The organism is Citrobacter sp. RHB35-C17, assembly GCF_013816795.1.
In the GTDB taxonomy this organism is placed as follows: Bacteria; Pseudomonadota; Gammaproteobacteria; order Enterobacterales; family Enterobacteriaceae; genus Citrobacter_A; species Citrobacter_A amalonaticus.
Genome location: NZ_CP057150.1, coordinates 2,623,786 through 2,643,190, shown reverse-complemented (window position 1 = coordinate 2,643,190; position 19,405 = coordinate 2,623,786). Strand labels below are relative to the sequence as shown.

Genomic DNA, 19,405 nt, shown 5'->3' with positions numbered 1-19,405 from the left:
AGTCGCATGCCGCTTCGCTATATCCGTTCCTTCTTGTGTCATTGTGCGAGTTATTGCCAGCACACACGTAATTATATTTTTCCATACGTTAATAATGTGATCTTCCCCGTTTTGTGAGAATGATCGGCTTTATAATAAGCGAAACGTTTCTTTCACTATTTTTGTGCATTGTCATCATTCTTTCATTAAATGAGTGCATAAGAACAGTAGATATCAAGATGGAGCGAAATGTGGCGTTATTATGATATCGGGCCATTTTGCGTTGAAACAAATTATGCATAACAAAGCAGAATTTGTGATAACCGCAGATTGCTACGTTTTGACATCGCAACGATCTGGAAGTCGCGAAATTATTGAGCTATGGTTGAAAAGATCCCGCCGCGCTGCGGGTCTGGTAAGGGCTCAGCGAGCGCGCGGGAATATATCGGCTTGAGGATTGACGCATAACTGTGCAGATACTCTGTATCGACTGGCGAGATTTGTGCGACCGATCGAGACACGTTTAAAAATGGCTTGCCATAATTAACGTTGTATGTGATAACACGTTTTGGGTTAAACGAGGTACAGTTCTGTTTATGTGTGGCATTTTCAGTAAAGAAGTCCTGAGTAAACACGTTGTCGTTGAATACCGCTTCTCTGCCGAGCCTTATATTAGTGCCTCAAGCAGTAATGTCTCAGTTTTATCTATGTTATGCCTGCGGGCGAAGAAAACACTCTAAGGAATTTTGCAAATGGCAAAGATTAAAGGTCAAGTTAAGTGGTTCAACGAGTCTAAAGGTTTTGGCTTTATTACTCCGGCTGATGGCAGCAAAGACGTGTTCGTACACTTCTCCGCTATCCAGGGTAATGGCTTCAAAACTCTGGCTGAAGGCCAGAACGTTGAGTTCGAAATTCAGGACGGCCAGAAAGGTCCGGCTGCTGTTAACGTAACAGCTATCTGATCGACACCACTGATTTGAAGCGCATCTGCGCATCAACCTCAGATTTAAAGCCTCGCTGATGCGGGGCTTTTTCATTCATCTTCCTTCAAAGTATGTCTGAATGCCTCCTCCGTTAGCGCTTTGTTGCAAAGCCGTGATGTTATTAGCATAGTTTTCACCGCTTTTCCGCCGTTATTCCCGTTAAATCAGTCACCTGAATATCATGTTTGCCGGAGAACAGGTGAAAAAGAAAAATGATGGTACGGTGCGAAGTTTCACACCGCTGCGTTTTGCGCTGCTTTGTATCGCCATATTGCTGAGCCTGGGACTGTTGCTAGGGCGCGTTGCCTGGTTGCAGATTGTTGAACCCGACCGTCTGGTCAAACAAGAAGATATGCGCTCATTGCGTGAAGTCACCACGGCATCGCCGCGTGGAATGATCACCGATCGGCAGGGGCGACCATTGGCGGTCAGCGTACCGGTGAATGCGGTGTGGGCTGACCCCCACACGTTATTGAGCAAAGGAGGCGTAGGCGACAACGAACGCTGGCAGGCGCTGGCCAACACGCTACATCTTTCACTCACGAACCTGGCGGCGCGCGTTAACCACGATCCGTCGGCAAGGTTTATCTATCTTGCGCGTCAGGTCTCTCCTCAACAGGCGCAGTGGATCGATAAGCTGAACCTGCCCGGCATCAATTTGCGCGAAGAGTCCCGGCGCTTTTATCCGGCAGGACATGTCGCGGCGAATCTGATTGGTTTCACCAATATCGACGGGCAGGGCATTGAAGGGGTTGAGAAAAGTTTTAACGCACAGTTAATCGGAAAGCCGGGCTGCCGCCTGGTCCGCAAAGATAAATTCGGTCACGTGATTGAAAACATCACGGAAGTTAATCCTGTGCCGGCGCATGAACTACAACTCAGCATTGATGAGCGGCTGCAGACCGTCACCGAGGATGCGCTGGACAATGCGGTTAGCTGGAACAAAGCGGAATCCGGCGCCGCCGTGCTGGTGAACATTGCCACCGGTGAGATCCTGGCGATGGCCAGCTTCCCCGATTTTAACCCCAACAATCGTGATGGTGCGGTGCTTGATGATTTTCGCAATCGTGCGATTAGCGATACTTTCGAGCCGGGCTCGACGGTGAAACCGCTGGTTATCATGACGGCGCTTGAGCAAGGGATTGTCCAGCCTGATAGCGTGATCGACACGCATCCGTTTTACCTCGACGGGCATCGGATTCGCGATGTGGGCTTTTATCCGGAACTGACGCTGACCGGCATTTTGCAAAAATCGAGTGACACCGGGGTTTCGCATCTTTCATTAGCAATGCCCGTCCAGCGTGTCGTCGATACCTATCGCCGCTTTGGCTTTGGTCAACCCACGGGGCTGGGACTCACCGGTGAGAGCCAGGGGGTGATGCCGCAACGTCGTTACTGGAGCGATCTGGATCGCGCGACCTTTGCCTTTGGCTACGGCCTGATGGTGACGCCGCTGCAACTGGCGCACGTCTATGCCACGATTGGCAGTTTTGGCCTGTACCGACCACTCTCTATCACGCGCATCGACCCGCCCGTTATCGGCAAGCGTGTCATGTCGGAAGCGCTGGTCAGACAGGTGGCGCACATGATGGAAAGCGTCGCCCTGCCGGGGGGCGGTGGGACGAAGGCGGCGGTCCGGGATTATCGCGTGGCGGTTAAAACCGGGACGGCGAAGAAGATCGGCGCTGACGGTAAATACATTGATAAATATGTGGCTTACACCGCAGGGGTGGCACCGGCAAGCAACCCGAAGTTTGCGCTGGTGGTAGTGATCAACGATCCGCAGAACGGGGCCTATTACGGTGGCGCGGTGTCGGCACCGGTTTTCAGCCAGATAATGGGCGATGTGCTGCGACTGGAAAACGTCAAACCGGATGGGATGCCCGCCGACTCCAGCCATTTGCTGGTGATGCAGAGCAATTCGCCGACACACTCCACGCGCTAAGTGATTCTCCCGGGGCGTAAATCGCGTTACACTTGCGCCCTGAATTTACCTGCCGGAGTTGTTATGTCGTTTTCCTGTCCACTTTGTCACCAGCCCCTTGCGCACGTTAATAACAGTTTTATCTGCCCGCAGCGGCATCAGTTTGATGTGGCAAAAGAGGGATACGTTAACCTGTTGCCGGTACAGCATAAGCGTTCACGCGATCCGGGCGACAGCGCGGAGATGATGCAGGCACGGCGTGCGTTTCTGGATGCCGGACATTATCAACCCTTGCGTGATGCTATTGTTGAGCAGCTTTCCGCGCGTCTCGACGCGTCGGCAACCTCGATTCTTGATATCGGCTGTGGGGAAGGGTATTACACTCATGCCTTTGCCGGTGCGTTGCCGACGGCGACCACCTATGGACTGGACGTGGCGAAAGTGGCTATTAAAGCGGCGGCCAGACGCTATCCGCAGGTAACATTCTGCGTCGCCTCAAGCCATCGTTTGCCGTTTGCAGATGCAAGCCAGGACGCCATTGTGCGGATTTACGCGCCGTGTAAAGCGCAAGAGCTGGCGCGCGTGGTCAAACCGCAGGGGTGGGTGATGACGGCAACGCCGGGACCGCGCCATTTAATGGAGCTGAAAGGGTTGATTTACGATGAGGTCCGACTCCATGCGCCGCATGCTGAGCAACTGGAAGGGTTCACCCTGCTGGAGGATATCGCACTGGCGTATCCGATGCGCCTGAACGGAAAGGAAGCGGTAGCGTTATTGCAGATGACGCCTTTTGCCTGGCGGGCAAAGCCGGAGGTCTGGGAACGTCTGGCGAGTACAGAAGTGTTTAACTGCCAGACAGATTTTCGTCTTCACCTCTGGCAGCGTGCGGATTAACCGTGAAAGTGCGTCCAGAGGATCTGGACGCCGATACCGATCAGTACCACCCCGCCCAGAATTTCAGCCCGTTTGCCAAGCAGCGGGCCAATGAAGCGACCAATCATCATCCCCAGTGTGGACATGATAAGCGTGGCACAGCCAATAGCCAGTGCCGTCGCGATAATATTGACCTGTAAGAACGCCAGACCCACGCCGACCGCCATAGCGTCGAGGCTAGTGGCGATAGCGGTGGTGACCAGTAACCAGAAACCGTGACGGCGCAGTGGTTCATCATCTTCATTATCCGCGCCGCGAAATCCCTCAATAATCATTCGTCCGCCCAGAAAGACCAGCAGGATGAAAGCAATCCAGTGATTCCATTCCAGCACGAATTTGCTGGCTAACATACCGAGCGCCCAGCCGATTAGCGGCGTTAATGTTTCAACTGCGCCAAAGATTAAACCGGTACGCAGGGCTTCAGAGAATTTGGGTTTATGCAGGGTAGCGCCTTTGCCAATTGATGCGGCAAAAGCATCCATCGACATGCCAAAAGCGAGAATAATAGTGGCGGTGATATTCATGACAGCGTCCTGACCGGGGTTTCCATAAAACACACCACTGCCCCCAGTAAACATGCACACCTGAACCCGGGGTTCATACAGTATGCATAGCAGTTGATGTGCCTATGGTCTCGCCTGACTGAAAGAGATTTCAGTCCGTACGTGCCACGTTTTGCAACGAGTATGTTGACACGTACATTTCCGGAGTCTGGAAATCGGCTACTCCCCAAATGACGGCGCAACCTTAACATATTTTGAGAATATAAAACAACAACGGAGAAATATTATTTGATCTCTAATTGAAAACGATTTTCATTTGGGTTTATTGGTAGATAGAACGTTAAAATAAATAACATTTGCGCTGTCGTATTATAGCCTTAGCTATGTTTTTAACTGCAAGTAAATTGCGAAAAATAAAGCTCAGGCTATACCTCTAACTTACTGATAGGAAACGAGAAGTTTATATATCTTTTCCAGATCGTCGATATTCCTCACACGAATAAGCAGACGCCGTTGTTCTAATTGCATCACCAGAACACCATCTTCCGATAAATTCATCGCTTTAATGCGGTTATATTCTATCCAGACGTTGGCGAAGAAAAATCCATCCTGTTTGAAGAGGATCTTAGGGACCCGGATCCAGAAAATATAAAACCCCATTAAGGCCAGAGCACATAATAACCAGGTGGTGATGATTGCCCCATGGCTGGTGACATTGTTGTAGATAAGAATTGCGATGAGGCCAATGAAGATGATGCTGTCGACGCGGCTTCGGCGCAGCAGGGGAATAGCAAGCAAAGTCGGGCCATTGCGGCGTGGCATGATGAACTGATCGTAAATGGCGTAAGCCAGTAACGCGGCAATAAAGAAAACCAGCACCAGGTCCGTGATAGTCATTGATCCTTGTTCCTCCAGATAAAAAAAGGGGCCTTATAGGCCCCGGTAGTGTACTACAGTCTTACAGACCCAACAGGCCGAGCGCATAACCCGCGATACCGATGACAAAGAAGCCAACGATAATCCACAGTGGGTTGACTTTCTTACGCAGCAGCCACATACAGGCGAAGGTCAGCAGCAGCGGAACCAGACCCGGCATCAACTGGTCGAGAATGGTCTGTACGGTGGTAACACGTGTCTGCCCATCCTGACCGGTGATAGTTGAAACCACCAGCGGGATGTTTACATGCGTCCACTTGTTCACCAACGCCCCCATGACAAACAGGCCGAGGATTGACGCCCCCTCAGTCAGTTTTTGCAGGAAGCCGCCGCCCATATCTTTAACGATATCGACACCTTTGCGATAACCGTAGGCGACACCGTAGTAACGGGTCAGCAGACGGACTGCGTTGAACAGAATGAAGAACAGCAAGGGACCGAGCAGGCTGCCGCTCATCGCGATACCCGCACCTAACGCGGCGAATACCGGACGCACAGTACCCCAGAAAATCGGGTCGCCCACGCCTGCCAACGGGCCCATCAGACCGACTTTGATACCGTTAATGGCACCATCGTCAATTTCTGCGCCGTTAGCACGCTGTTCTTCCATCGCCAGCGTTACGCCGAGCACCGGCGCGGCTACATACGGATGGGTGTTAAAGAATTCCAGGTGACGCTTGATGGCTTGCTTACGCGCATCGTTGTTCTCTGGATACAGGCGACGGATAGCCGGTACCATGGAGAAGCAGAAACCCAGCGCCTGCATACGTTCGAAGTTCCATGAACCCTGAAACAGGTTAGAACGAATGAACACGCCACGAATGTCACTCTGTGTGAGTTTTTTCTCAGTGGTAGTTTTAGTCATATCAACCATTTCGCTCACCTGCTAGTCCAGTTCGTTATCGAGGGAGTTGTCACCCGCAGCCTGTGCTGGTGCACCCGCCACGCGGTTATATTTCGGGCTCAGTTGGATGTAGAGGATGGCCATGACCGCACCAATCACACCCAGAGCAACCAGGTTGAAGTTAGTAAATGCCGCAGTCACGAAGCCGAGGTAGAAGAACGGCATCAGGTAGCCTGCACGCATCATGTTGATAACCATCGCGTAACCGACCACAACGATCATGCCACCGGCGATGTTCAGACCGCCAGTCACCACTTCCGGAATCGCATTCAGCATGCCCTGAACTTCGCTGGTGCCTACGGAAATCGCAACGATAACCGCCGGGATAGCGATACGCATCGCCTGCAGGAACAGGGAAGAGACATGCAGCCAGGAGAGCGCTGTCAGGTTACCGTTTTCCGCCGCTTTATCCGCCGCGTGCTGGAATGCCACGGTGATAGTACGAACGATGATCGTCAGAACCTGGCCTGCTGCAGCCAGCGGAATCGCCAGCGCGATACCGGCACCGATGCTTTGGTGGCCCGCAATAACCAGAACGGTAGAGATAATGGACGCCAGTGCGGCATCAGGTGCAACGGCAGCACCGATGTTCATCCAGCCAAGGGCGATCATTTCCAGGGTACCACCGATGATAATACCGGTTTTCATATCCCCGAGAACGGCACCAATCAGCGTACAGGCCACCAGTGGGCGGTGGAACTGAAATTCATCGAGTACCGACTCCATACCCGCGATACATGCGACGATGAACACCAGCACAATCTGAAGAGTGGTAATCTCCATTGTACTTCTCCTATTGCTATAACAGCCTTAAGTGTGAAAGCTCATTCAATGCCAGGGGTTACTTGCCCACTTTGGCAATCAAATCCATCATTTTCAGTTTCTGATCGGTTGACACTTTACGCGCCTCAAGCTCAATACCGCGGGCATTAAGTTTGTTAAAGGCTTCGATGTCTTTCTCATCGACAGAGATGGCGTTGTTGACCTGCGTTTTACCCTGACGGAAAGCCATGCCGCCAATGTTTACGGAGGTGATTTTTACGCCGCCTTCGACAATGCGTTCAACATCGGTCGGATTGGTGAACAGCAGCATTACACGTTCGCCCGCGTATTTCGGGTTGTTGTAAACGCGAATCATCTTGGCAACATCCACCACGTGAGCGGTCACGCCAGGAGGCGCCACCTGCGTCAACAGCGTTTTACGCACGGTGTCTGCCGCCACTTCATCGCTGACTACGATAATGCGGGTCACGTTGGTTTCTTTGGTCCAGCGGGTAGCCACCTGACCATGGATCAAACGGTCATCAATACGGGCAAGACCGATTTGCATATAATCGTTCGGTCCCATTGGTTTTGCCGGAGCCGCGGCTTTGGGGGCCGTTGCGACGGGGGCAGGGGCGGCTTTTTCCACCGGTTTCGCTTTCAGCGCTTTCACGCCTTCGCGACCGGTTTCAACTGCCAGCGCGACCAGTTCATCGAAGCTTGGGTTGTCGTCACGCGCCATCAGCGTTTCGACCAGCATAGGGATGTTCACCCCGGCAATCACTTCATACTGTTCTTTGTCGACGACAATGCGGCTGGCAGCGTTGAACGGACTGCCTCCCCATGTATCGACGAGAAACAGCACGCCGTTACTGGTATCGAGTTTTGCCAACTGAGCGTTGTACTTTTCAATCAGCGTTTCGGCATTTTCGCCGGGCACGAAATCGATCCAGCCGACGTTTTCCTGCTCGCCTAACAGCATTTCTGCTGTCTTGAGTAACTGCTCTGCAGCCCAACCATGTGTGCCTATAACAATAGCAATGGTCACTTGCTACCTCCTTTATTATCGTTAACACATCAACGTGAGAGATGTATTTGAATCGCCGTCCGCAACAGAATCGATTCAGATAAGGGTTACAATGAAAAACATATGATGTCCGTGAATTATTTTAGATATCGAAAAAAATATTTTATGTGATGAAGATCCGTAATTTAGTTTTCGGCAATGAGAAATTTCGTAGAGTAAAATATCCCTGTTACAACACTTTGCAAAGGAAGGTAAATCTTTGCCAAAAACAGGTTGCCTCTGTTATGTTTACGTTCTGTTTAACTCACCAGGAGTATAGGGCACTAGCCCGCTGTATGGATCGTCACCGACGTCATTTCACTTTCAGGCCGCATCGCGCCTGCCAGTCTGGCATGTCTTGCCACACGTTTTATCTGCACTGTGTTTTATCGCCTGTTAACCATTCCTTAAGCAGGAGCTTGTCATGGAATTCTTAATGGACCCCTCGATTTGGGCGGGTTTGCTCACGCTTGTCGTCCTGGAAATTGTCCTGGGTATCGATAACCTGGTTTTTATTGCGATTCTTGCGGATAAGCTGCCGCCGAAGCAGCGTGACAAAGCGCGTCTGATTGGTTTATCCCTGGCGCTCGTGATGCGTCTGGCCTTGCTGTCTATTATTTCGTGGATGGTCACCCTGACCCAACCGCTGTTCACCGTCATGGACTTCACCTTCTCCGGTCGCGATCTGATCATGCTGCTGGGGGGGATCTTCCTGTTGTTTAAAGCCACGACGGAACTTCATGAACGGCTGGAAAACCGCGAACACGACTCCGGGCATGGTAAAGGTTATGCCAGTTTCTGGGTGGTCGTGACGCAGATCGTTATCCTGGATGCGGTATTCTCGCTGGATGCGGTGATTACTGCCGTTGGTATGGTGAACCATCTGCCTGTGATGATGGCAGCGGTTGTGATCGCGATGGCGGTGATGCTGCTGGCATCCAAGCCGCTGACGCGTTTCGTCAACCAACATCCGACGGTGGTGGTGCTCTGTCTGAGCTTCCTGCTGATGATTGGTCTGAGCCTGGTCGCCGAAGGTTTTGGTTTCCATATTCCGAAAGGCTACCTGTACGCCGCGATTGGCTTCTCGATCATTATCGAAGTGTTTAATCAGATTGCGCGTCGCAACTTTATTCGCCATCAGTCAACACTGCCGCTGCGTGCGCGCACGGCTGACGCGATCCTGCGTCTGATGGGGGGTAAACGTCAGGCGGCGGTAGCGCATGAATCCGACAGCCAGGCCGCCGTTCCGATCCCGGAAGGGGCATTTGCGGAAGAAGAACGCTATATGATTAACGGCGTGCTGACGCTGGCACAGCGCTCGCTGCGCGGCATCATGACTCCGCGCGGTGAAATCAGCTGGGTGGATGCTAATCTGAGCGTTGATGAGATCCGCGAGCAGTTGCTCTCCTCGCCGCACAGCCTGTTCCCGGTGTGTCGTGGCGAACTGGATGAGATCATCGGTATCGTGCGGGCGAAAGAGCTGCTGGTGGCGCTGGAAGAGGGCGTTGACGTCGCGGCTATTGCGTCGGCTACACCGGCTATCGTGGTGCCGGAAACGCTGGACCCTATCAACCTGTTGGGTGTCCTGCGTCGTGCACGCGGTAGCTTTGTTATCGTCACCAACGAATTTGGCGTGGTGCAGGGGCTGGTTACGCCGCTGGATGTCCTTGAAGCCATTGCCGGTGAGTTCCCGGATGCTGATGAAACGCCGGAAATTACCGTTGACGGCGAAGGCTGGTTAGTCAAAGGCGGCACCGATCTGCATGCCCTGCAACAGGCGCTGGCGGTGGATAACCTGGTTGATGAAGACGAAGACATCGCCACGGTCGCGGGACTGGTGATTGCGGCTAAGGGTCACATTCCCCGTACGGGCGATGTGTTCGAGGTTCCTCCGCTGAGCATTACCATTGTCGACGCTAATGACTACCGCGTGGATCTGGTGCGAATTGTTAAAGAACAACCTGCGCAAGAAGAAGAGGAATAATCCTCTCTAACGCAGGGGCATAACGGGCGCGATGCGTCCGTTATGCCTGGGCGGCGGCGGGTTACTGCCCGCCAGCCACTGCGGAAAATCGCGCAGCGGCATCGGCTTCGCAAATAAAAATCCCTGCAGTAAATCCACACCGTGGCGACGCAGATGCTGCGCCTGCTCCTGCGTTTCAACCCCCTCCGCGACCAGTTCGATATTCAGTCGTTGCCCAAGGGCGATGATGATGTCGGTCACCGTTGAATTGACCGCATCAGTACCAATCGCATGGGTAAAGGACTTATCAATTTTCAGAATGTCAGGGCGCAACTTTTCCAGCCATGACAACGAACTGTTGCCGGTTCCAAAATCATCGATCGCCAGCTTGATGTTTTGCCGTTGCAACGCGTGAACGATTCGGTAATCAACATCCTGCAGCGCATCCCGCTCGGTCAGTTCTATCACCAGTTGCTGAATGGGCTGCTGACTGAACCAGTACTGATCGAGATCTTTTAGCAATTCACCCTGCTGAAAATGGCTGGCAGCGACATTAATACCAATATGAAACTGGCTGCTCATGGGGAAAAAATGACGTTGCCGAATGGTTTCCGCTAGCACATAACGCGTCAGTGGTGCGATCTGGTGATGCTCTTCGGCAATCGGGATAAAGACGTCCGGTGAAATCCACCCCTGACGTGGATTATTCCAGCGCAGCAGGATCTCCACCCCCATGCACTGTCCGGTCCGCCCGTTCAGTAGCGGCTGGCAAAAAAGCTCAAATTCGCGCTGTGCCAGCGCGAGGTTAATCTCCCAGGAAAAACTCATTCGACTGGCGGTGGCCAGCCACGCCAGATAGCCCACCAGCAGACTGAGCAATAATGCCAGCGGCAGCTGCGCGGGCAGGGCTTTGATCGCCAGAGCCTCTGCCGCTGGCCCGGTCACGCTAATAGTAAAGGGATAGTGCTGTGAGGTGAGTTGATAGCGTTGCTCATCGTTGAGCGCAGGCAGGCGCTGTACTACGCCGCTCCCGTAAATTAAATGTCGGTTGCCGACTGTCAGGCTGGCAGCGGTAATCTGCGGCTTACGCGGTTCCAGCAGCAGCCTGGTAAGCAGGTCGATATTGATAATCTCCAGTATTCCGTCCTTTCCGTCGGGAGAGGCCGGGTACCACTGGACGAGAATCGGGCTGCCTTTAATCAGCAGTGGATCGGTGGACAACAGCAGTTGCGCGTTTGCGGTAGGGAGGTCGGGCTGAAGCTGATGAACCGGGATATTGCGATAGCCAAAGACGCTGGAACAGTACAGTATGCCGCGCTGGACCAGGGCAATTGCGCGTACCGTTTGCAGTCTGGCAGCCTGTTTGCGCAGCGGGAGATGCGTAGCGGAGCAGGGAAGGCCAATCAGTGGTAACAGGATATCGCGACCATTCTGCAACGGACGCAGTACTTCATCGAGCGTGGCGACCGCCCTGGAGGCAAAGGTAACGGTGTGGTGGTGATTTAAATTGCGCTGTGAAATAAATCGGACGCCCAGGGTCAGGATGAGCGTAATGAGCGCGCAAAGTATGCACAGGATAAAACGTTTGCGACGATATTTTTTTATGATCCGTTGTGCTGTCTGCATGCGGGCCGCCTGATAACCGTCAGCCACAAAAGCCAACCGTAACAGAGCAAGTGTAGTGGGGAATTGGCGAGCAGACGAGAAAGGGGGCAAAATTTCGCCCATCCGTTGCAGATGGGCGAGGAAAAAGTATTAGCGTCGCTTGCTGAAGTATTTAGTCACACTGAACTTTAATCGCCAGACCACCGCGTGAGGTTTCGCGGTATTTGGCGTTCATATCCTTACCGGTTTCGTACATCGTTTCGATGACTTTATCCAGTGAGACGCGCGGTGCGCTGGTACGACGCATCGCCATCCGTGCGGCATTGATCGCTTTTACAGAGGCAATTGCATTACGTTCAATGCACGGTACCTGCACCTGACCGGCAACCGGGTCGCAGGTCAGCCCCAGGTTATGCTCCATGCCAATTTCAGCGGCGACACACACCTGCTCCGGGCTCGCGCCCAGCAGTTCCGCAAGACCGGCCGCCGCCATTGAGCAAGCCACGCCTACTTCGCCCTGACAGCCGACTTCCGCTCCCGAAATCGAGGCATTCATCTTATACAACGCGCCGATGGCGCCTGCCGCCAGGAAGTAGCGGGTATAAATATCGGGACTGACGGACTCAATAAAGTGATCGTAGTAGGCCAGAACGGCTGGCACGATACCGCACGCGCCATTGGTTGGCGCGGTGACCACCCGACCGCCTGCCGCGTTCTCTTCGTTGACCGCGAGGGCGAACATGTTCACCCAGTCGATCACATTCATCGGGTCGTTAGAGAGCTTATCGCTGGAAACCAACATCCGACGCAGCGCAGAGGCGCGACGCGGAACGCGCAGTGGACCCGGCAACACGCCTTCGGTATTCATACCGCGATCGATACAGGCCTGCATGGTCTGCCAGACGTGACCGAAGTATTCTTCAATCTCTTTTTTGTCGTGCAAGGCCAGTTCGTTCTGCATCGCCAGTCCGGAAAGGGACAGGCCAGTGTTGTTGCAATACTCCAGCAACTCGGTTGCGGATTTGAACGGATAAGGAACGCTTACCTCATTTGCCGCATCCTGACCAAAGTGCTCTTCATCGACGATAAAACCGCCGCCGATGGAGTAGTAGGTTTTGCTGTAAACGACGGCATCGCCGTTATAGGCATGGATCTGCATGCCGTTTTCGTGCAGCGGCAGGTTGCCGTTATGAAAACGCATGCCGTCGTTTTGGGGGAAATCCACTTCGTGCTGACCGTGCGCCAGCAGCAGGCGACCGCGCGCCTCTACGTCGCGGATGAAACCTGGGATACTATCAATATCCACGGTGGCTGGCTCATTGCCTGCCAGACCCATAATAATGGCGATATCGGTGTGGTGACCTTTACCCGTGAGCGACAGTGAACCATACACGTCGACGGCAACACGAGTAACGCTATCCAGTAATCCTTTTTCGACCAGGTCATCGACGAACTGTTTACCCGCCTTCATAGGCCCTACAGTATGGGAAGATGAGGGACCAATCCCCACCTTAAACATGTCGAATAGACTAATCACGATAATACTCCTGACAGGGTGACTGGAAACTTCCAGAAACGATGTAATAACTGCGCATAGTGTAAGAGGGAACGCGGGGATCGGCTTAACTATTCACATGAATTAAACTAATGGGTAACCGCGTTTTTACTAATGTTGTGACGGGAGTTTCAGGTTGTGTCTTCTGCGCGTAAAGATAAGTATAGTCAGGGCTTCACACCAATTTGTAGCGCCAGTTCACGAATAATTCCGGCGGTCATTCCCCAGACGAAATAATGCTCATACCAGGAAAGCCACACGCGATGCGAATCCCCGCGACGCCAGACATCCAGCGGGTGATAGCGGCCTAAATGCAGCGCCTGCGCCAGCGGCATTTCAAAGACGGCGGAAACCTCGTCTTCGCTGGCGCGGTAAGGCAGATTAGGCGGAATAATGCCCACTACCGGCGTGACCTGGAAGCCGGTCACGCTGTCCACCGGCGGCAGCACGCCGATCACATCAACGGCTTCTGGCGGGATTGCCACTTCTTCTTCGGCTTCACGCAGCGCGGCGGCGATGAGAGAGGCGTCGGTGCTGTCAACCGCGCCGCCGGGGAAGGCCACCTGCCCGGCGTGTTTGCGTAAATGCACCGAACGCTGGGTCAACAGCAGCCCTGGCTGGGGGCGGCGAACCACGGGAATGAGCACGGCGGCCTGGCGCAGGTTCAGCGACTCGCGATTAATCTGCGGGCGCAAAAGTTGGAAGCGCGATAGAAAATCATCCAGCGTCAGGCTCTTGTTTTCCACGTTTCAGTTCTCCAGTTGTTGCAGGATACGATTCACTTTATCAAAGGTTTCCTGATATTCCGCCTGTTCCTCGCTATCGGCAACAATACCGCCGCCAGCGGAACAGTACAGTTGACCGTTCACGGCGGTCAGGGTGCGGATGGTAATGCTGGTATCCATATTGCCGCAGACGCTCAGATAACCGATGCTGCCGCACCAGGCGTTACGACGGTGGGGTTCCAGCTCATCAATAATTTCCATGGCGCGCACTTTCGGTGCCCCGGTAATCGAGCCGCCCGGAAACGCGGCGCGGAGCAGGTCACTGGCATGCCGCGTGGGGGGTAACCGCGCGATCACGGTGCTGACCAGATGATGCACCGCCGGGAAGGGTTCAACCACGAACAGTTCCGGCACCTTCACCGAGCCCGGTACCGCCACGCGACCAATGTCGTTGCGCATCAGATCGACAATCATTACGTTTTCCGCCCGATCCTTTGCTGAGTTCGCCAGTTTCTGCGCCTGTTTCCGGTCTGCCTCTTCCTGCGGCAATCGCGGCAGGGTGCCCTTAATGGGGCGGGTCTGAATGTCGCCATCAGCCAGAAGAATAAACCGTTCAGGCGACAGGCTCAGAATGGCGCCGTCATCCAGGCGTAAAAACGCGCTGAACGGGGCGCGGTTCGCCTGATTGAGCCGCGCGAAGGCCAGCCACTCATCGCCCTGATAAGACGCCTGAAAACGCTGGGCCAGATTGACCTGATAGCAGTCGCCACTGTGCAGATACGCCTGCACCTGGCGGAATTTTTCGCCGTATTGCTCACGCGTCATGTTCGATTGCCAGTCGGTGGTTAACCTGAACGGCACACGCGCAGGAGGTTGCTGGCTTTCCAGCCAGGCGAGTCTGGCGTGGGCGTCCGTGTGGCTGAGTAAGCTCACGGTCTGGCGCTGATGATCGACAATCAGCGCCCAGTCGTAGAGGCCTATCGCCATGTCCGCCAGCGCGATATCCTGCCGGGCATAGCTGGGCAAAGATTCGAAGCGGCGTCCCAGATCGTAGCCAAATAACCCCAGCGCGCCACCCTGGAACGGTAAATCGGCGTTCACTGGCGGCTGAAGATTCAGCTCGGTCAGTGCGCTTTGCAGTACAGCCAGCGGATCGTCATGAGTAAGACGACAGCCTTGCGCATCGCGAATCTGCGTGGTTTCGCCGTGCGTTTTCACGGTGCAAAGCGGATCGGCTACCACAATGTCAAAACGGCTATGTGGGTGATCCGCGTGACCGGAATGCAGCAGCATTGCCCACGGCAGATGGCTTATTGGCGCGAAATACTGTTCGGCGGCGTCCTGACACCAGGGGAGCGTGATAATAGCGGGAGATAACGTCTTCATTGATCCTGACTGTACTGGCTATGTTCCGGGTTGCATGAAATAATTAGCGCAGACAATTTAGCAGGAGTTAACGATGTTTGCAGGTTTACCTTCACTCAGTCACGAACAGCAACAGAAAGCGGTTGAGCGTATTCAGGAACTGATGTCACAGGGTATGAGCAGCGGTCAGGCGATTGCGCTGGTGGCCGAAGAGCTGCGCGCCACCCATACCGGTGAGCGGATTGTGGCGCGTTTTGAAGACGAAGACGAGTAGCCCCGGCTTACACCGCGGCGACGATTTTAATCTCAACTTTATATTTCGGGTTCATTAATCCAGCCTGAACCGTACAGCGTACCGGCGCATGACCGGCCACAACCCAGGCGTCCCAGGCTTTGTTCATCGCTGCGAAATCATGCTTATCGGCAAGGAAAATGGTGGCATCAAGAATGCGTGACTTGTTGCTGCCTTGCTGTTCCAGCGCGGCGTCAATCTGTGCCAGCGTGTTGGCGGTCTGCTCGAAGGCATCGGCATCAAGGTTTGCTGGTACGCCAGTGTAGTAGAGCGTGTTGTTGTGGATCACCACGTCAGACCAACGATCTTCGGCATCAATACGGATGATAGTCATAAAGCCTTCCTCTTTTACGTTCTGCATAAAATGGCAAGACTGCCATATTGTCAGGGCGGCGTCACCTCTTCAACTGGCGTAAGCCGCTGCGGCCTGACATAATCCCTGTTCAAATCAACAGGGGGTAGTGTGACGGACGATTTTGCACCAGAAGGTCAACTGGCTAAAGCGATACCGGGTTTCAAACCGCGCGAACCACAGCGGCAGATGGCGATGGCCGTCGCTCAGTCCATCCAAAAATCACAGCCTCTGGTGGTAGAGGCCGGAACGGGGACAGGGAAAACCTACGCCTATCTGGCACCGGCGCTGCGCGCAAAAAAGAAAGTGATTATCTCGACCGGTTCGAAGGCGTTGCAGGATCAGCTATACAGCCGCGATCTGCCAACGGTGGCTAAAGCGCTGAAGTACACCGGAAGGCTGGCCCTGTTGAAAGGACGTTCAAACTATTTATGCCTGGAGCGCCTTGAACAGCAGGCGCTGGCGGGCGGCGATCTGCCTGTTCAGACCTTAAGCGATGTGATCCTGCTGCGCTCGTGGTCGAATCAGACCGAAGATGGCGACATTAGTACCTGTGTCAGCGTAGCCGAGGATTCTCAGGCCTGGCCGCTGGTCACTAGCACCAACGACAACTGCCTCGGCAGCGACTGCCCGTTGTATAAAGACTGTTTTGTGGTGAAAGCACGTAAAAAGGCGATGGACGCGGACGTGGTAGTGGTGAACCATCACCTGTTTCTGGCCGATATGGTGGTCAAAGAGAGCGGTTTCGGTGAGCTGATCCCGGAGGCGGAGGTGATGATTTTCGATGAAGCTCATCAGCTACCGGACATCGCCAGCCAGTATTTTGGCCAGTCGCTCTCCAGTCGTCAGCTAATGGATTTGGCGAAGGACATCACCATTGCCTATCGTACCGAGCTGAAAGACACCCAGCAGTTACAGAAATGCGCCGACCGTCTGGCGCAAAGCGCGCAGGATTTCCGCTTGCAACTGGGTGAGCCGGGATATCGCGGCAACCTGCGTGAACTGCTGGCCGATCAGCGGGTGCAGCGCGCGTTTTTACTGCTCGATGATACGCTGGAGCTGTGTTACGACGTGGCGAAATTATCCCTTGGACGTTCGGCGTTGCTTGATGCCGCGTTTGAGCGCGCTACGTTGTATCGCGCACGTCTCAAACGGTTGAAAGAGATCAACCAGCCCGGTTATAGCTACTGGTACGAATGTACCTCGCGCAATTTTACCCTCGCGCTGACCCCGCTGACGGTGGCGGACAAGTTCAAAGAGGTGATGGCGCAGAAGCCAGGAAGCTGGATTTTCACCTCGGCAACGCTGTCGGTGAATGATGACCTGCATCACTTTACGGCGCGTCTGGGGATTGAAGAAGCGGAATCAATGCTGTTGCCGAGTCCGTTTGATTACACCCGCCAAGCCCTGCTCTGTGTGCCGCGTAATCTGCCACAAACCAATCAACCGGGCGCGGCGCGACAGCTGGCGGCAATGTTAAGACCGATCATCGAAGCGAACAACGGACGCTGCTTTATGCTCTGTACCTCGCATGCGATGATGCGCGATCTGGCGGAGCAGTTCCGCGCTACCATGACGCTTCCGGTGCTGTTGCAGGGTGAAACCAGCAAAGGCCAACTGCTGCAACAGTTCGTCAGCGCGGGTAACGCATTGCTGGTGGCGACCAGCAGCTTCTGGGAAGGGGTGGACGTGCGCGGCGATACGCTGTCGCTGGTGATCATCGACAAACTGCCGTTTACATCGCCAGACGATCCGCTACTGAAGGCACGGATGGAAGACTGTCGTTTACGTGGCGGCGATCCGTTTGATGAGGTGCAACTGCCCGACGCGGTGATTACGCTGAAGCAGGGCGTCGGTCGTTTGATCCGTGATGCCGATGACCGTGGCGTGTTGGTGATTTGTGACAATCGACTGGTGATGCGACCTTATGGCGCGACGTTTCTTGCCAGCCTGCCGCCGGCGCCGCGCACCCGGGATATCGCCCGTGCTGTGCGATTCCTCGCAATACCATCCTCCGAGTAATTTGTTACGGAGTATGGTAAGATGCGGGCCATTTTATTGATCTAAGCACGAAGACTCATGCGAATTCTGGCTATCGATACCGCCACAGAAGCCTGTTCTGTGGCGCTGTGGAACGACGGTACTCACTCTGCTCATTTTGAGCTTTGCCCACGAGAACATACTCAACGCATCCTGCCGATGGTGCAGGATATCCTTGCCGCTAACGGCACCTCTCTGACTGAACTCAATGCGCTGGCCTACGGGCGCGGGCCGGGCAGTTTTACTGGCGTGCGCATCGGAATTGGCATCGCCCAGGGGCTGGCGTTAGGTGCTGGCCTGCCGATGATCGGCGTCTCCACGCTGGCGACAATGGCGCAGGGCGCATGGCGTAAAACCGGCGCGACTCGCGTTCTGGCGGCCATTGATGCGCGAATGGGCGAGGTCTACTGGGCCGAGTATCAGCGTGATGAAAAGGGCGTCTGGCACGGTGAAGAAACCGAGGCCGTGTTGAAGCCTGAGCAGGTCACCGAGCGCTTACAACAGCTTTCCGGCGAATGGGTGACTGTCGGGACGGGCTGGCCTGCCTGGCCTGAACTTGGCAAAGAGAGCGGACTGGCGCTGCGCGACGGTGACGTCCTGCTGCCCGCCGCGGAAGATATGTTGCCGATCGCCTGCCAGATGTTGGCTGACGGTAAAACCGTGGCGGTCGAACACGCGGAACCGGTTTATTTACGTAACAACGTGGCCTGGAAGAAACTTCCCGGAAAAGAGTGAATCTCAGTAGTATGACCCGTAAAACATCGGGTTAGACGTTTGAGAAAAGGAGTCGCAGTATGGCGGTTCAAAAACAAGTTGTGAAAGGCCTGCTCGCGGGCGCCATCGCCCTCATGTTAAGCGGGTGCGTCACGGTTCCGGAGGCGATTAAGGGCTCCAGCCCCACGCCGCAGGACGATCTGGTGCGGGTGATGAATGCCCCGCAGCTGTATGTCGGACAGGAAGCGCGCTTTGGCGGTAAAGTGGTGGAGATTCAAAACCAGCAGGGAAAAACCCGTCTGGAAATTGCCACTGTTCCGCTCGATAGCGGGGCGCGGCCGATTCTGGGCGAACCGTCGCGTGGTCGTATATACGCCAATGTGAATGGCTTCCTCGACCCGGTTGATTTCCGGGGGCAACTGGTGACCGTCGTTGGGCCAATTACGGGTACCGTTGAAGGTAAAGTGGGTAGCACGCCGTACAAATTCATGACTATGGACGTGACGGGCTACAAACGCTGGCGGCTTGCCCAGCAGGTGGTGATGCCACCACAACCGATCGACCCGTGGTTCTACGGCGGGAGAGGCTGGCCGTATGGCTATGGCGGTTGGGGATGGTACAACCCAGGTCCTGCACAGGTTCAAACGATCGTCACAGAGTAACACGTTGTATTATCAGTAAAAGAAACAGCGGCTGGTCCGCTGTTTCTGTTTTATTAACGTCATAACAAAAATAAATAGTGACGCGCTTCGCAACCTTTCAGTTGAGTAATTAATAAACTGGTACGCTGAGTTAATATTATGT

The 19,405-nt window shown here is 54.2% G+C and carries 19 protein-coding genes; 9 read left to right on the top strand and 10 right to left on the bottom strand.

Translation table 11 applies throughout. The features are described 5' to 3' along the window. The first annotated feature begins 575 nt into the window (after positions 1-575). The 4 genes from HVZ37_RS12505 to rlmA all read left to right on the top strand — a co-directional run bounded on the left by HVZ37_RS12505 (position 576) and on the right by rlmA (position 3,780). Positions 576-719, top strand: a complete 144-nt coding sequence (locus HVZ37_RS12505; protein WP_043000402.1) for a DUF2627 domain-containing protein — start codon at positions 576-578, stop codon at positions 717-719. A 12-nt stretch (positions 720-731) separates the two neighbouring features. Continuing rightward, positions 732-941: a transcription antiterminator/RNA stability regulator CspE gene (gene cspE / locus HVZ37_RS12500; protein WP_001062678.1), complete on the top strand. Its 210-nt coding sequence runs from the start codon at positions 732-734 to the stop codon at positions 939-941. A 220-nt stretch (positions 942-1,161) separates the two neighbouring features. After that, positions 1,162-2,907, top strand: coding sequence for a peptidoglycan glycosyltransferase FtsI (gene ftsI, locus HVZ37_RS12495; RefSeq protein WP_044264810.1), 1,746 nt, complete (start codon positions 1,162-1,164; stop codon positions 2,905-2,907). Between the two features lie 63 nt (positions 2,908-2,970). Further along, positions 2,971-3,780 carry a 23S rRNA (guanine(745)-N(1))-methyltransferase gene (gene rlmA, locus HVZ37_RS12490; RefSeq protein ID WP_044264753.1) on the top strand — a complete coding sequence of 270 codons (810 nt, stop codon included), beginning with the start codon at positions 2,971-2,973 and terminating at the stop codon, positions 3,778-3,780. Here rlmA and mntP read toward each other — a convergent pair. The 5 genes from mntP to manX form a co-directional block, all read right to left on the bottom strand. Then, positions 3,777-4,343, bottom strand: a complete 567-nt coding sequence (gene mntP, locus HVZ37_RS12485; RefSeq protein WP_044264752.1) for a manganese efflux pump MntP — start codon at positions 4,341-4,343, stop codon at positions 3,777-3,779. The genes rlmA and mntP overlap by 4 nt on opposite strands. Before the next feature lie 417 nt (positions 4,344-4,760). Beyond that, positions 4,761-5,219, bottom strand: a complete 459-nt coding sequence (locus HVZ37_RS12480) for a DUF986 family protein (RefSeq protein WP_061070018.1) — start codon at positions 5,217-5,219, stop codon at positions 4,761-4,763. A gap of 61 nt (positions 5,220-5,280) precedes the next feature. Next, complete coding sequence (locus HVZ37_RS12475; RefSeq protein WP_043000405.1) at positions 5,281-6,132, bottom strand: PTS mannose transporter subunit IID; 852 nt, start codon at positions 6,130-6,132, stop codon at positions 5,281-5,283. A gap of 12 nt (positions 6,133-6,144) precedes the next feature. Continuing rightward, complete coding sequence (locus HVZ37_RS12470; protein ID WP_042318487.1) at positions 6,145-6,945, bottom strand: PTS mannose/fructose/sorbose transporter subunit IIC; 801 nt, start codon at positions 6,943-6,945, stop codon at positions 6,145-6,147. A gap of 58 nt (positions 6,946-7,003) precedes the next feature. Next, entirely contained in the window at positions 7,004-7,972 is a 969-nt protein-coding gene (gene manX, locus HVZ37_RS12465; RefSeq protein WP_043000406.1) for a PTS mannose transporter subunit IIAB, read from the bottom strand. Between the two features lie 442 nt (positions 7,973-8,414). Here manX and yoaE point away from each other — a divergent pair, with 442 nt between their 5' ends. Further along, on the top strand, positions 8,415-9,974 hold the full coding sequence (yoaE, locus tag HVZ37_RS12460; RefSeq protein ID WP_181627562.1) for a CNNM family cation transport protein YoaE: 1,560 nt from the start codon (positions 8,415-8,417) through the stop codon (positions 9,972-9,974). A 6-nt stretch (positions 9,975-9,980) separates the two neighbouring features. Here the strand turns inward: yoaE and HVZ37_RS12455 are convergent, their stop codons facing one another. The 4 genes from HVZ37_RS12455 to pabB all read right to left on the bottom strand — a co-directional run bounded on the left by HVZ37_RS12455 (position 9,981) and on the right by pabB (position 15,224). Beyond that, positions 9,981-11,579, bottom strand: coding sequence for an EAL domain-containing protein (locus tag HVZ37_RS12455; RefSeq protein WP_151192017.1), 1,599 nt, complete (start codon positions 11,577-11,579; stop codon positions 9,981-9,983). Between the two features lie 151 nt (positions 11,580-11,730). Then, positions 11,731-13,095: an L-serine ammonia-lyase gene (gene sdaA, locus HVZ37_RS12450; protein ID WP_044257644.1), complete on the bottom strand. Its 1,365-nt coding sequence runs from the start codon at positions 13,093-13,095 to the stop codon at positions 11,731-11,733. Between the two features lie 185 nt (positions 13,096-13,280). Beyond that, a complete protein-coding gene (locus HVZ37_RS12445) occupies positions 13,281-13,859 on the bottom strand; it encodes a CoA pyrophosphatase (RefSeq protein ID WP_043000411.1) in 579 nt (192 codons plus the stop codon). A 3-nt stretch (positions 13,860-13,862) separates the two neighbouring features. Further along, entirely contained in the window at positions 13,863-15,224 is a 1,362-nt protein-coding gene (pabB, locus tag HVZ37_RS12440) for an aminodeoxychorismate synthase component 1 (RefSeq protein ID WP_181627561.1), read from the bottom strand. Between the two features lie 73 nt (positions 15,225-15,297). On the opposite strand from pabB, the gene HVZ37_RS12435 reads away from it, so the two are divergent. Next, complete coding sequence (locus HVZ37_RS12435) at positions 15,298-15,477, top strand: YoaH family protein (RefSeq protein WP_043000413.1); 180 nt, start codon at positions 15,298-15,300, stop codon at positions 15,475-15,477. A gap of 7 nt (positions 15,478-15,484) precedes the next feature. Here the strand turns inward: HVZ37_RS12435 and HVZ37_RS12430 are convergent, their stop codons facing one another. After that, entirely contained in the window at positions 15,485-15,829 is a 345-nt protein-coding gene (locus tag HVZ37_RS12430; protein ID WP_043000414.1) for a RidA family protein, read from the bottom strand. Positions 15,830-15,958: 129 nt separating this feature from the next. Between HVZ37_RS12430 and HVZ37_RS12425 the strand changes: the two genes are divergently transcribed. Genes HVZ37_RS12425 through HVZ37_RS12415 form a run of 3 tightly spaced genes read left to right on the top strand, consistent with a single transcriptional unit; the run spans position 15,959 to position 19,263 of the window. Next, positions 15,959-17,869, top strand: coding sequence for an ATP-dependent DNA helicase (locus tag HVZ37_RS12425; RefSeq protein ID WP_044257647.1), 1,911 nt, complete (start codon positions 15,959-15,961; stop codon positions 17,867-17,869). A gap of 57 nt (positions 17,870-17,926) precedes the next feature. Continuing rightward, positions 17,927-18,622 (top strand): tRNA (adenosine(37)-N6)-threonylcarbamoyltransferase complex dimerization subunit type 1 TsaB, encoded by a 696-nt coding sequence (gene tsaB, locus HVZ37_RS12420; protein ID WP_061077780.1) that lies wholly within the window; start codon positions 17,927-17,929, stop codon positions 18,620-18,622. Between the two features lie 59 nt (positions 18,623-18,681). Continuing rightward, a complete protein-coding gene (locus HVZ37_RS12415) occupies positions 18,682-19,263 on the top strand; it encodes a Slp family lipoprotein (protein WP_044264737.1) in 582 nt (193 codons plus the stop codon). Positions 19,264-19,405: the final 142 nt, after the last annotated feature.